The organism is Streptomyces sp. NPDC087420, assembly GCF_044744165.1.
Lineage (GTDB): Bacteria > Actinomycetota > Actinomycetes > Streptomycetales > Streptomycetaceae > Streptomyces.
The window spans coordinates 337,186-350,257 of record NZ_JBIUXU010000010.1; the positions used below are offsets into that span (position 1 = coordinate 337,186).

Below are 13,072 nucleotides of genomic sequence, written 5' to 3' on the forward strand. Positions count from 1 at the left end.
GGAGTGGCGGGTCATATGCTCTGCGATCCCGGTCCTGTGCCGCGTACGAAGGCGCCGTTCTTCCACTCCCAGGTGATCTGTTGTTTCTCGTCCGGGCAGCAGCGGGGTACGTCGGGGCCCGAGTAGCCGAGGAGGGTCGCCGTGACGGCGCCGTCACGGACGGCGAGGCCGGGGCTGAGGCTCTGCTTCTCCTTGGGGTCCAGGAGGGTGGCCACGATCCGTGACCGGGTGGTGTCCTTCCCGGCCCTGGTGAGGACGTAGAGGCCGCTGGGCGGGGTGCCGGACCCCGCCACGCAGCGGACGGCGGCGACGGTCTCGGGGCTGCCGTCCCCGTCGAGGTCCCCGGAGGCCTTTTCCGTGACGACGGTGCCGGCGCCCGCGCACTCCAGCGGGAAGGTCACGCCGGCCGGGTCGGGGGCGGGCAGGGAGGCGCCGGTGGCCGTGGGTGCCGAGCTGTCCTGGGAGGCCGTCGCGGGTCCGGGCTGGAGCAGTCCGGCGACCGCCACCACGCCGGCCATCGCGGTCGCCGTGGCGAGCCAGTGCATCGGCCGGGGCCTGGTGTGCGCGAGGTCCGGGACGTCGGAGAGCTGCACGCGGAGGGTCTCCTGTGGGGGCGGTACCGGTGGGGAGACAGCATCGTGCCACACGTCACAGGGGCGCGGAACAGCGGGGTCCGTATCGTCAACATAAAGAAACCGCCGCCCAGTTCCCGTACATGCCGGGAGAACTGGGCGGCGGTGTGGCCGTGTTGGACGGGCTGGTACGGGCCTCCGGCGCGGGTCAGCGCGGGGCGCCGCCGCTGGCGCTGCCGGGGCCGTCGTAGTCGTCGCCGTACGCGCCCTTGGCGGGGCGGCGGCGGCGCAGGGGCGGTTCGACGCCGTCGGCGAGCCGGCGGGCGGTGATGAGGAAGCCGGTGTGGCCGATCATCCGGTGGTCGGGGCGGACGGCGAGGCCCTCGACGTGCCAGTTGCGGACCATGGATTCCCACGCGGCCGGTTCGTTGAACGTGCCGAATTCCCTGATGGTCTCGACCGTGCGGGCGAGCTGGGTGGTGGTGGCGACGTAGGCGCAGAGGATGCCGCCGGGGACGAGGGCCTTGGAGACGGTCTCGATGCACTCCCAGGGGGCGAGCATGTCGAGGATGACCCGGTCGACGTCCGTGTCCGACAGGTTGTCCTGGAGGTCTCCGACGGTCAGCTGCCAGGCGGGGTGGGGTTCGCCGAAGTAGCGTTCCACGTTCTGCTGGGCGATCTCGGCGAAGTCCTCGCGGCGCTCGTAGGAGTGGAGCATGCCCTGGTCGCCGATGACCCGCAGCAGGAACGCGCTGAGTGAGCCGGAGCCCACACCGGCCTCGACGACTCGCGCGCCGGGGAAGATGTCGGCGAAGGCCAGGATCTGGCCGGCGTCCTTCGGGTAGACCACGGCGGCGCCGCGGGGCATGGACAGGACATAGTCGGGGAGCAGGGGGCGCAGCGCGAGGTAGGCGACGTTTCCCGTGGTTCGGACCACGCTGCCCTCGGGAGCACCGATCAGCTCGTCGTGCGGGAAGGACCCTTTGTGGGTGTGGAAATTCTTCCCGGCTTCGAGCGTGAAGGTGTAGTGGCGTCCCTTGGGATCGGTGAGCTGGACCTGGTCCCCGACCTTGAAGGGCCCGCGTCGGCGGGCGGCACCGGTCGGTTCGGACATGTTGTTCAGCCTAGCTGGTTTATCCGGTGCCTCTTCCCGCCGGACGGCCTAGTGCGGTTCGGGGCGGGCCATGGCCGCGACGAACGCGCGTTCCACGTCGGCGGTGGAGAGGACGCCGTAGATCTCGCCCGTCTCCTCGACGACGAGGTATTCGGTGGCGGGGCTGGCCCTGAGGCGGTCCAGGAGTGCTTCGCCGGCGAGGTCGGCGGGGACCTTCATGCCGTCGTTGAGGTCCTGGGCGAGGCCGCTGACGGCGACCCAGGGGCGGCGGTGCTGGGGGACGCCGACGATGGCGGTCTCGCGGACGACTCCGGTGGGGTCGCCGTGGCCGTCCACGACGACGAGGGCGCGGGCTCCCGCTTCGTTGGCCCGGCGCAGGGCCTCGGAGAGGGGGGTGGCGGCCTCGACGGGAACGGCGCGGCGGGTGAGGACGCGCGCCTGGAGTTCGGGGAGGTGTTCGCGGAGGCGGGCCATGCGCAGGCTGTTGCCGGCGCCGGTCCAGATGATCGCGGCGAGCACGGCGGCGAGGAGGGCGTCGGTGACGGTCTCCAGGCCTCCGATGTCGCGGTTCGCGTTGCCGAGGGCGCCGGTCTGGGTGAGCAGCGGGAGGCCGATCAGGACGGCGACGGCGAGGGCGCGGCCGACCCAGGCGGCGGCGACGGTGCCGCTCATGGGCTTGCCGGTGATCTTCCAGACGACGGCGCGCAGCATGCGGCCGCCGTCGAGCGGGAGGCCGGGGAGCAGGTTGAAGGCGGCGACGATCAGGTTGGAGATCATCAGTCCGGCGAGGAGGACGCCGGGGACGGTGCCCGCGTCGACGGCGAGGAGGCCGAGGTAGAAGAGGCCGGAGAGGACGAGGGAGAGGAGGGGGCCCACGAAGGCGAGGATGAATTCGCGTCCGGGGGTCTCGGATTCCTTCTCGATCTCGGAGACGCCGCCGAAGAACTGGAGCTGGATGCGGCGTACGGGGAGTTTGAAGCGCAGGGCCGCGACGGTGTGGGCCAGTTCGTGGACGAGGACGGAGCCGTAGAAGGCGACCGCGAAGAAGAGGGCGACCGCGTACCGTACGGCGCCCAGCTCGGGCAGGACGCGGCCGAGCTGGCCGCCGAAGATCCAGGTGATCAGGGCGGCGACCAGGAACCAGCTGGGGGCGACGTAGACGGGCACGCCGAAGGGGCGGCCCATGAGAATGCCGCCGCCGGGGTCCGCGGGCCGTGCCGGTTTGCCGCCGGTGGCCTTGTCCCCCTTCCGGGGCTGCGGCCGCCTGCTCTCGCCGCTCTCGTCGTCCTCTTTCACGGGTTCCCTTCGTCGGCGGCGCGGGTCACGCGCACGATCATGTTCGATGATGCAGTGCGTGCCCTCTGTAGTCGATGGTATTCCGCTCGCTGTCAGTGTCGGGCCGTAGGGTCTGCGTCATGAGTACCAGCCGACCGCCCACTTCGCTGTCGCCTTCCCGTGCGAGCGACTTCATGCAGTGTCCTTTGCTGTACCGCTTCCGGGTCATCGACAAACTGCCCGAGAAGCCCAGTGCGGCGGCGACCCGCGGGACGCTGGTGCATGCCGTGCTGGAGCGGCTCTTCGACGCGCCGGCGGCGGAGCGTACGGCTCCGCGGGCGAGGTCGCTGGTGCCCGGACAGTGGGACCGGCTGCTGGAGTCGCGCCCCGAGCTGGGTGAGTTGTTCGCGGGGGATCCGGAGGGCGAGCGGCTGGCGGGCTGGCTGGCGGAGGCCGAGCAGCTGGTGGAGCGGTGGTTCTCGCTGGAGGACCCGACGCGGCTGGAGCCGGCGGAGCGTGAGCTGTTCGTGGAGACGGAGCTGGCGTCGGGGCTGCGGCTGCGCGGGGTGATCGACCGGGTGGACGTGGCGCCGACCGGTGAGGTGCGGATCGTCGACTACAAGACGGGCAAGGCCCCCCGCCCCGAGTACGCGGAGGGGGCGCTGTTCCAGATGACGTTCTACGCCCTGGTGGTGTGGCGGTGGAAGAAGGTGGTGCCGCGCCGTCTCCAGCTGGTCTATCTGGGGAGCGGCGAGGTGGTGACGTACGACCCGGTGGAGGCGGACCTGGAGCGGGTGGAGCGCAAGCTGCTGGCCCTGTGGGAGGCGATCGAGCTGGCGACGGAGACGGGTGACTGGCGGCCGCGGCCCACGAAGCTGTGCGGGTGGTGCGACCACCAGGCGGTGTGTCCGGAATTCGGCGGTACGCCTCCGGTGTATCCGCTGCCCGTGCCGTCGGCGGGTGTGCCGGCGCCGCAGGCGGGCGACGATGCGGTGTCCGTCGTCTGACGGAGAAAGCGCGCCTGACGGGGACAGCACGCCTGACGGAGAAAGTACGCCTGACGGGGACAGCACGTCTGACGGAGAAAGCGCGCCTGACGGGGAAAGTACGACCGGCGACTGCCGGGTGGGGCGGTCAGGGCAGAATGGGACGGGTCTATCGAAGGAGATCCCGTGACTGTCCGCGTCCTACTGGTCGACGATCAGCCGCTGTTGCGCACCGGCTTCCGGATGATCCTGGAGGCGGAGGGCGACATCGCGGTCGTCGGTGAGGCCGGGGACGGTCTTCAGGCCATCGACCAGGTGCGCGCGCTCCAGCCCGACGTGGTGCTGATGGACATCCGGATGCCCCGGATGGACGGGGTGGAGGCGACCCGCCAGATCACCGGCCCCGGCCGCGACGGTCCGGCGAAGGTGCTGGTCCTGACGACGTTCGACCTCGACGAGTACGTGGTGGAGGCGCTGCGCGCGGGGGCGAGCGGTTTCCTGCTCAAGGACGCGCCGGCGAACGAGCTGGTGCAGGCGATCCGGGTGGTGGCGGCGGGCGAGGCGATGCTCGCGCCGAGCATCACGCGCCGGCTCCTGGACAAGTACGCGGACCATCTGCCGTCGGGTGAGGACACGGTGCCGGACACCCTGCACACGCTGACGGACCGTGAGGTCGAGGTGTTGAAGCTGGTCGCGCGGGGGTTGTCGAACGCGGAGATCGCGGCGGACCTGTTCGTCAGCGAGACGACGGTCAAGACGCATGTGGGCCATGTGCTGACGAAGCTGGGGCTGCGCGACCGGGTCCAGGCGGCGGTGTACGCGTACGAGAGCGGGCTGGTGCGCCCCGGCGCCCAGTAGCCGGCCCCTGGCCCGGCCCCCGGCCGGCTCGCGCCGGGCGCCGGCCTGCTCGCGACAGCGCCCCGGCGGCCGGTGACGGCCGCCGGGGCGCTGTCAGTCCTTGTTGATCTCCCAGAAGCGGAAGACGGTCGAGGCGTCGAGCGTCCATTCCAGCCCGGAGATGTTGTCGTAGGCGACCGCGTACTGCTTGCCCTGCCACAGGGGCAGGATCGGCAGGTCGCGGGCCACGTCGTCCTGGAGTTCGCCGAAGTCCCGCTCGGTGGCGCCCCGGTTGGCCTGGGCGGCGGTGGCGGGGATGATCCGGCCGGTGATGTCGGTGTTCTCGTAGTGGTTCTGGAGGACGTTGTCCTTGCCGAAGAACGGCTGGGTGAAGTTGTCCGGATCGGGGTAGTCCGGGACCCAGCCCTTGACGTAGACGCCGTACGTGCCGGCCGCGATGCCCTTCTCGTACTGGTCGAACGGGACGGAGCGCACGCGCGCGTCGAACAGGCCGCTCGCGTTGAGCTGTCCGGCGATGGCCCGGAACTCCTGGTCGGTGGCGGGTCCGTAGCGGCTCGGGGTGGACCACAGGGTGAGTTCCACCTTGCCGGTGATGCCTTCGGACCGGAGCGCCTGCGCGGCCTTGGCGGGCTGCGGGCCGTCTCCGTACAGGTCGAAGAAGGCCGTGTTGTGGGCGGTGATGCCGGCCGGGACGATCGAGTAGAGCGGGGTCGCCGTGGACCGGTAGACCTTGCTGACGAGGGCGTCGCGGTCCACCAGGTAGGCGATGGCCTGGCGTACGCCGAGGCGTCCCGTGACGGGGTCGTCCATGTTGAAGACGAGGTGCTGGACCTCGGCGCTGGTGCCCTCGACGACGTCGATGCCCTTGTCGGAGGCGGCGGTGGAGTCCTGGAGTTTCGCGATGTCGGGGGCGGTCAGGCCGCGGTACGCGACATCGATGTCACCCTTCTCCAGCGCGGCCGCCAGCTTCTTCTGGTTCCCGTGGAACAGGCTCAGCGTGATGCCCGAGTTCTTGACCTGGGCGGTGCCGTCGTAGCGGGAGTTGACCCCGAAGACGGCCTTGGAGGTGTCGAGCGATGTGAGGGTGTACGGGCCCGAGCCGACGGCCTTGCCGTCCTTGCGGAGGCCGTCCGCGGGGTATTCGCGGTGGTCCACGATCGAGCCGGCGCCGGAGGCGATCTTGCTGGGGAACGTGGCGTCGGGGACTTTGAGGTGGAAGACCACGGTCCGCGCGTCCGGGGTGGCGATCGAACCGATCGTGGAGAGCAGCGGCGCGGGCCCGGCGGGGTCGTCGATCCTGATGGCCCGCTCGAAGGAGAACTTGACGTCCTCGGAGGTGAGGGAGTCGCCGTTGCTGAAGGCGAGGCCGTCGCGCAGGGTGCAGCGGTAGGTCCTGCTGCCGTTCTCGAACGCGCAGGCCCGCGCCGCTTCCGGCTGGGGGACGGAGCCGCCCTTGGGGAAGCTCAGCAGTGACTGGAAGACGTTGTTGAACAGGAGCCACGATCCGGGGTCGTAGCCCGAGGCCGGATCGGTGGCCAGGACGTCGTCCGACATGCCGACGACGATCGCGCTGCCGGTGTCGGCCGCTCCCCCGTCGTTCTGGGTCCCGCAGCCGCCCAGCAGGGCGATCGCGAGCCCCGCTCCGAGCGGAGCGCTGGTCCATTTTTTACTGTTGCGTGCCTTCACAGGTCTTGCCTCGTGCTTTCTGCCGGCCGCGCGGGTGGTCCGCCCGCGCGGCCGGTGGGATCAGGATCCGGAGGTGCCACGCCCCAGTTCCCAGAGGTGCAGGTTGGCGCCCGAGTCGAGCGTCCACTCCACCCCGAAGATGTCGTCCCGTGCGGCGATGTACTGCTTGCCCTGCCACAGCGGCAGCATCGGTACGTCCGTGGAGACGATGTTCTGGAGCTCGGCGAAGGTGTTCGACGCGGCGCTGCGGTCGGCCTCACGGCGCGACTCGGGGATCAGCGTGTCGATCGCCCTCTTGTTGGCGTAGGGGCTGCTGAGAATGTTGTCCTTGTCCAGGAACGGTGCGATGTAGTTGTCCGGGTCCGGGAAGTCGGGGAACCACCCGAGGCCGAAGACCGGGAACTTGCCTTCGTTCTTCTTGGGAAGGAAGGTCGCCCACGGTTCGCCCTTGAGATCCACGGAGAACAGCCCGCTGGAGTTCAGCTGGTCCCGAAGTGTCTCGAATTCGTTCTTCGTCGCGGCACCGTAGTGGTCGGTGGTGTAGTTGAGCGTGAACTTCACCGGGGTCGCGATGCCCGCCTCGGACAGGAACTTCGCCGCTTCCGCCTTGTTCCCGTCGCCGTACTCGTTGAAGAACGAGTTGGTGTGCCCGGTGATGCCGGACGGGATGACGGAGTAGAGCGGGTCGGCCATCGGGCCGTAGACCTTCTTGATGAGGTCGCCGCGGTTGACGACGGACGCGATGGCCTGGCGTACGGCCTTGTCCTTGACGACCGGCGCGTTGGTGTTGAAGGCGAGGTAGCGGATCTCCTGACCGGGTATCTCGGTCAGGTTGATGGTGTCGTCGGGCTTCGCCTGCATGTCCTGGATCATCTTGGGCGTCATCGAACGGTTCATCACGTCGATGTCGCCCTTCTTCAGGGCGGCGGCCATCTCTTCGGCGGTCGGGAAGTACCGGACCTCGACCTTGCTGTTCTGGAGCTTCAGCGCGCCCTTGTAGTGCGGGTTCTTGGTGTAGACGGCCTTGAGCATCTTGCCGTCCTTCACCTCCGCCTTGAAGGTGTACGGCCCGGAGCCCTCGATCTTGAAGCCTTCGAGGAGCTTCTTCGGCGCGTAGACCTTGGGGTCGATGATGCCGGCGATGGGGGTCGAGAGCTTGTACGGGAACGTGGCGTCCGCCGTCTTGAGGTGGAAGATCACCCCGTTGTCGCCGCTGGTCTCGATCTTGTCGATGTTGGCCAGCAGGCCGACGGCCCCGTTGGGGTCGTTGATGTTGCTGACGCGCTCGATGGAGTACTTGACGTCCTCGGCGGTGATCGGGTCGCCGTTGGAGAACGTGAGGCCCGAGCGCAGGGTGCAGCGGTAGCTCTCGCTGCCGGTGTCGGTGAAGCCGCACTGGCTGGCGGCGTCCGGCAGGGGCTCGCCGCCGCCGCGCGGGATGTAGAGCAGCGTCTGGATCGTCTGCTTGAGAAGGTTCCAGGTGTTGGTGTCGTAGGTGTACGCCGGGTCGACGGGGGCCGGGGCTTCCTTGGTCGCCACGAACGGGTCCGTGGTGCCCACGACAATGGCATCACCGCCGCCTGAGCCGCCGTCCGAGCCGCCACAACCGGCGAGCACGGGCGCGAGCAGGCCGACCACGGCCGACAGCACCAAAGTCTTGCGGTTCATCCTGGACGTACTCCTCATCCGGCACTGGGATACAGCGGTGCAAATGGGAGACTCCGCCGCCGCCACCCGTTCGGGGCAGTGCGATCGGGCCGGGATACAGGGCGATCGGTCCTGTCGTCGCGGCGACTTGACGGCCGCCGGGACATGCTGCTGGTGCGGCGAAGTACTCGCGACGAGATTAGTCCGAGGCGCCGGGAGGCCCGGACCGGGGCCGAAGTGGCCCGTCATCACAAAGTGACCGGCCATAGCGGCGAGTTGATGTACCGCGTCCGGCAGGTTTCGTACACGCCTTGACCAATCGGGACACAAGGGCCCATCGAAGCCGCCGCCCATCAGGCATGTCGCCGGTGCGCCAGCCCCCAGCGGCCCGCGGGAGCGTGATAAAGCTCACTGCTTGAACCGTGAGCCGAGGTCACGGCGGCTCCATCCGGGTCACGGAAAATACACGGCCCGATGCGATGAGTTTCCGATTGTATCCAATAACCACGCGGAGTGGGACTCAGTCGCGGCGTGTCATCAGACCGCGCAGGAAGACGAGGTCGATCTCTTCGAGGGAGGCGACGACCGAGCGGCCCTCGGAGGGCGCGATCGGGGCGACGGAGGGCACCGCGACCACCTTGCAGCCGGCCGCCTCTGCCGAGGCCACGCCGGTGGCCGTGTCCTCGATGACGGCGCAGCGCGCCGGGTCGGCGCCCAGGCCGCGGGCGGCGATCAGGTAGGGGTCGGGGTGCGGTTTGGTACGGGGCACCTCGTCGCCGGCGACGGTGAGGGCGAAGTACTGGGGTCCGAGGGAGAGCAGGACCCGGTCGATGATGCGCCGGTGGGAGGCGGAGACCAGGGCGGTGGGGACGTCGTGGGCGGCCAGTTCGGCCAGGAGTCTCGCCGCGCCGGGCATCATCGGGACGCCGAGGCCGATCCTGTCCTCGAACTTGTCGTTGAGCAGTACGGTCAGCTCGGCCAGGGTGACGGCGGCGCCGGTGGCCTCGATGAGGAAGGCCGCGCTGCGGGTCATGGGGCCGCCGACGACCACGTGGCGCCAGGACTCGTCGAGGGCGTGGCCGAGGTCCTTGAAGACCTCCACCTCGGCGTCCCACCAGAACCCCTCGGTGTCGACCAGGGTGCCGTCCATGTCGAGAAGGACGGCCTGAAGGGCGGAGCCTTCGGCCGTTCGGGTCAACGATGCGGGGACCGTACTGGTCATCCGGCACACCTCCGTGAGGGACGGGAAGGCCGGTCGCCTGTTCCGCGGGGAATCCCCCCGGGACAGGCGACCGGCCTGCGCTGGACCGATAAGTGTACGGCCCTGCCGATCTCCGTGCGCGCCGGACACGGCAGGTCCGTGTCCTGGTGGCCCGGCCCCCGCCGAATCGGCGCGCCGGAGCGGGTGTGCGGGCGGGTCAGCGGGCGTTGAAGTACTTCGCCTCGGGGTGGTGGATGATGATCGCGTCCGTGGACTGCTCGGGGTGGAGCTGGAACTCCTCGGACAGCTGGACTCCGATGCGCTCGGGCCGGAGCAGCTCGGCGATCTTCGCCCGGTCCTCCAGGTCGGGGCAGGCCCCGTACCCCAGGGAGAAGCGGGCGCCCCGGTACTTGAGCGCGAACATGTCCTCCACCTCGGCCGGGTCCTCCCCGGCGAAGCCCAGTTCGGAGCGGACCCGGGCGTGCCAGTACTCGGCGAGGGCCTCGGCGAGCTGGACGGAGAGGCCGTGCAGTTCGAGGTAGTCGCGGTAGGCGTTCTTCTCGAAGAGTTCGGCGGTGGTCTCGCCGATCCTGCTGCCGACGGTGACGACCTGGAGGCCGACGACGTCCGTCTCGCCGGACTCCTCGGGGCGGAAGAAGTCCGCCAGGCAGAGGCGGCGGCCGCGGCGCTGGCGGGGGAAGGTGAAGCGGGTGCGCTCCGAGCCGTCCTCGCCGAGGAGGATGAGGTCGTCGCCCTTGGAGACGCAGGGGAAGTAGCCGTAGACGACGGCCGCTTCGAGCATGCCGCCGGTGTGCAGCTGGTCGAGCCAGCCGCGCAGGTGGGGCCGGCCCTCGGTCTCGACGAGTTCCTCGTACGTGGGTCCGCCCTTGCGGGCTTCCTTGAGACCCCACTGGCCCTTGAAGAGCGCGCCCTCGTCCAGCCAGGAGGCGTACTCCTTGAGCTGGATGCCCTTGACGACGCGGGTGCCCCAGAACGGCGGGGTGGGCAGGGGGTTGTCGGTGGCGACGTCCGAGCGGGCGGCGCCCTCCTCGGGGCGTTCCTCCACGACGGTGTTGGTGGTGGCCTTGACGCGGCGCTGCTTGAGCTCGGGGAGGGTGGCGCCGGGGACGCCGCGCTTGACGGCGATGAGGGCGTCCATCAGGCGCAGGCCCTCGAACGCGTCGCGGGCGTAGCGGACTTCGCCCTCGTAGATCTCGTGGAGGTCCTGTTCGACGTAGGCGCGGGTGAGGGCGGCTCCGCCGAGGATGACCGGGTAGTCGGCGGCCATCCGGCGCTGGTTGAGCTCCTGGAGGTTCTCCTTCATGATCACGGTCGACTTCACCAGCAGCCCCGACATGCCGATGACGTCCGCGCGGTGTTCCTCGGCGGCTTCCAGGATCGCGGAGACGGGCTGCTTGATGCCGAGGTTGACCACGTTGTAGCCGTTGTTGGAGAGAATGATGTCGACGAGGTTCTTGCCGATGTCGTGGACGTCGCCGCGGACGGTGGCGAGGACGATGGTGCCCTTGCCGTCGGCATCGCTCTTCTCCATGTGCGGTTCCAGGTACGCGACCGCGGTCTTCATGACCTCGGCGGACTGGAGGACGAACGGGAGCTGCATCTGGCCGGAGCCGAAGAGTTCGCCGACGACCTTCATGCCGTTCAGCAGGGTGGCGTTGACGATCTCCAGGGCGGGCCGTTCGGTGAGGGCCTCGGCGAGGTCGGCCTCCAGGCCGTTCTTCTCGCCGTCGATGATGCGGCGCTCCAGCCGCTCGTTCAGCGGGAGGGCCAGCAGCTCCTCGGCGCGGCCGTCCTTCATCGACTTCATGTTGACGCCCTCGAAGAGCGCCATGAGCTTCTGGAGCGGGTCGTACCCTTCCTCGCGCCGGTCGTAGATCAGGTCGAGGGCGACCTTGACCTGCTCCTCCTCCAGGCGGGCGATCGGCAGGATCTTCGAGGCGTGCACGATCGCCGAGTCCAGGCCGGCCTTGACGCACTCGTCGAGGAAGACGGAGTTGAGGACGACGCGGGCGGCCGGGTTGAGGCCGAAGGAGATGTTGGACAGGCCGAGGGTGGTCTGGACGTCGGGGTGGCGGCGCTTGAGTTCGCGGATGGCGTCGATGGTGGCGATGCCGTCCTTGCGGGACTCCTCCTGGCCGGTGCAGATGGTGAAGGTCAGGGTGTCGATGAGGATGTCGGACTCGTGGACGCCCCAGTTCCCGGTGAGGTCGCCGATGAGCCGCTCGGCGATGGCGACCTTGTGCTCGGGGGTACGGGCCTGGCCCTCCTCGTCGATGGTCAGCGCGATGAGCGCGGCGCCGTGCTCGACGGCGAGTTCGGTGACCTTGTGGAAGCGGGACTCGGGGCCGTCGCCGTCCTCGTAGTTCACGGAGTTGATGACCGCGCGTCCGCCGAGCTTCTCCAGGCCCGCCCGCAGGACGGGGAGTTCGGTGGAGTCGAGGACGATCGGGAGGGTGGAGGCGGTAGCGAAGCGGCCGGCCAGTTCGGCCATGTCGGCGGCGCCGTCGCGGCCGACGTAGTCGACGCAGAGGTCCAGCAGGTGGGCGCCTTCGCGGATCTGGTCGCGAGCCATCTCGACGCAGTCGTCCCAGCGGCCTTCCAGCATGGCCTCGCGGAACTTCTTCGACCCGTTGGCGTTCGTCCGCTCGCCGATGGCGAGGAACGCGGCGTCCTGGCGGAACGGCACGGTCTGGTAGAGGGACGCCGCGCCCGGCTCGGGCCGGGGGTCGCGGACCGTGGGCACCGCGTCGCGGACGCGCTCCACGACCTGGCGCAGGTGCTCGGGGGTCGTACCGCAGCAGCCGCCGACGAGGGAGATGCCGTACTCGCGGACGAAGGTCTCCTGCGCGTCGGCCAGTTCGGTGGCGGAGAGCGGGTAGTGCGCGCCGTTCTTGCCGAGGACGGGGAGGCCGGCGTTGGGCATGCAGGAGAGCGGGATACGGGAGTGCCGGGCGAGGTAGCGCAGGTGCTCGCTCATCTCGGCCGGCCCGGTGGCGCAGTTGAGGCCGATCATGTCGATGCCGAGGGGCTCCAGGGCGGTGAGGGCCGCGCCGATCTCGGAGCCGAGGAGCATCGTGCCGGTCGTCTCGACCGTCACCGAGCAGATGATCGGGAGGTTCGCGCCGGTGGCCGTCAGGGCGCGGCGGGCGCCGAGGACGGCGGCCTTGGTCTGGAGCAGGTCCTGGGTGGTCTCCACCAGGAGGGCGTCCGCGCCGCCGGCGATCATGCCTTCCGCGTTCTGCTGGTAGGCGTCGCGCAGGGTGAGGTAGGGGGCGTGGCCGAGGGTCGGCAGCTTGGTGCCGGGGCCCATGGAGCCGAGGACCCAGCGCTGCTGTCCGGTGCTGGTGGTGAACTCGTCGGCGACCTCGCGGGCGATCCTGGCGCCCGCCTCGGCGAGCTCGAAGACGCGGTCGGCGATGTCGTACTCGGCGAGGGCGGCGTAGTTCGTACCGAAGGTGTTGGTCTCGACGCAGTCGACCCCGACGGCGAAATACTCTTCGTGGACGTGCCGGACGATGTCCGGGCGGGTCACGTTGAGGATCTCGTTGCAGCCTTCCAGCTGCTCGAAGTCCTCCATGGTGGGGTCCTGTGCCTGGAGCATCGTGCCCATCGCGCCGTCGGCGACCACCACGCGCGTGGCGAGTGCCTCACGGAGGGCGTCGATCCGGCTCTTGCTGTCGGTGGAGGGTGCTGGCGACGAGGCCATGAAGGT

General features: G+C 69.7%; 9 protein-coding genes. 2 read left to right on the forward strand and 7 right to left on the reverse strand.

The window, feature by feature from the left end; genetic code table 11:
- Positions 1-11 precede the first annotated feature (11 nt).
- The 3 genes from ACIO1C_RS22855 to ACIO1C_RS22865 form a co-directional block, all read right to left on the reverse strand.
- The gene (locus tag ACIO1C_RS22855) at positions 12-593 is read right to left on the reverse strand and encodes a hypothetical protein (RefSeq protein WP_401866303.1); all 582 of its coding nucleotides are present in this window, start codon (positions 591-593) and stop codon (positions 12-14) included.
- Between the two features lie 187 nt (positions 594-780).
- Complete coding sequence (locus tag ACIO1C_RS22860; RefSeq protein WP_327237393.1) at positions 781-1,686, reverse strand: tRNA (adenine-N1)-methyltransferase; 906 nt, start codon at positions 1,684-1,686, stop codon at positions 781-783.
- Positions 1,687-1,734: 48 nt separating this feature from the next.
- Positions 1,735-2,982, reverse strand: coding sequence for a site-2 protease family protein (locus ACIO1C_RS22865; protein ID WP_401866305.1), 1,248 nt, complete (start codon positions 2,980-2,982; stop codon positions 1,735-1,737).
- A 74-nt stretch (positions 2,983-3,056) separates the two neighbouring features.
- On the opposite strand from ACIO1C_RS22865, the gene ACIO1C_RS22870 reads away from it, so the two are divergent.
- Complete coding sequence (locus ACIO1C_RS22870; RefSeq protein WP_401866307.1) at positions 3,057-3,968, forward strand: RecB family exonuclease; 912 nt, start codon at positions 3,057-3,059, stop codon at positions 3,966-3,968.
- Positions 3,969-4,133: 165 nt separating this feature from the next.
- Positions 4,134-4,805 carry a response regulator transcription factor gene (locus ACIO1C_RS22875; protein WP_327237390.1) on the forward strand — a complete coding sequence of 224 codons (672 nt, stop codon included), beginning with the start codon at positions 4,134-4,136 and terminating at the stop codon, positions 4,803-4,805.
- A gap of 93 nt (positions 4,806-4,898) precedes the next feature.
- Here ACIO1C_RS22875 and ACIO1C_RS22880 read toward each other — a convergent pair whose 3' ends face one another.
- The 4 genes from ACIO1C_RS22880 to metH form a co-directional block, all read right to left on the reverse strand.
- Positions 4,899-6,491 carry an ABC transporter substrate-binding protein gene (locus tag ACIO1C_RS22880; protein ID WP_401866309.1) on the reverse strand — a complete coding sequence of 531 codons (1,593 nt, stop codon included), beginning with the start codon at positions 6,489-6,491 and terminating at the stop codon, positions 4,899-4,901.
- A gap of 60 nt (positions 6,492-6,551) precedes the next feature.
- Positions 6,552-8,159: an ABC transporter substrate-binding protein gene (locus ACIO1C_RS22885; RefSeq protein WP_401866311.1), complete on the reverse strand. Its 1,608-nt coding sequence runs from the start codon at positions 8,157-8,159 to the stop codon at positions 6,552-6,554.
- Between the two features lie 499 nt (positions 8,160-8,658).
- Complete coding sequence (locus ACIO1C_RS22890) at positions 8,659-9,360, reverse strand: HAD family hydrolase (RefSeq protein WP_401866313.1); 702 nt, start codon at positions 9,358-9,360, stop codon at positions 8,659-8,661.
- A gap of 196 nt (positions 9,361-9,556) precedes the next feature.
- Positions 9,557-13,066, reverse strand: a complete 3,510-nt coding sequence (gene metH / locus ACIO1C_RS22895) for a methionine synthase (protein ID WP_401866315.1) — start codon at positions 13,064-13,066, stop codon at positions 9,557-9,559.
- Positions 13,067-13,072 lie beyond the last annotated feature (6 nt).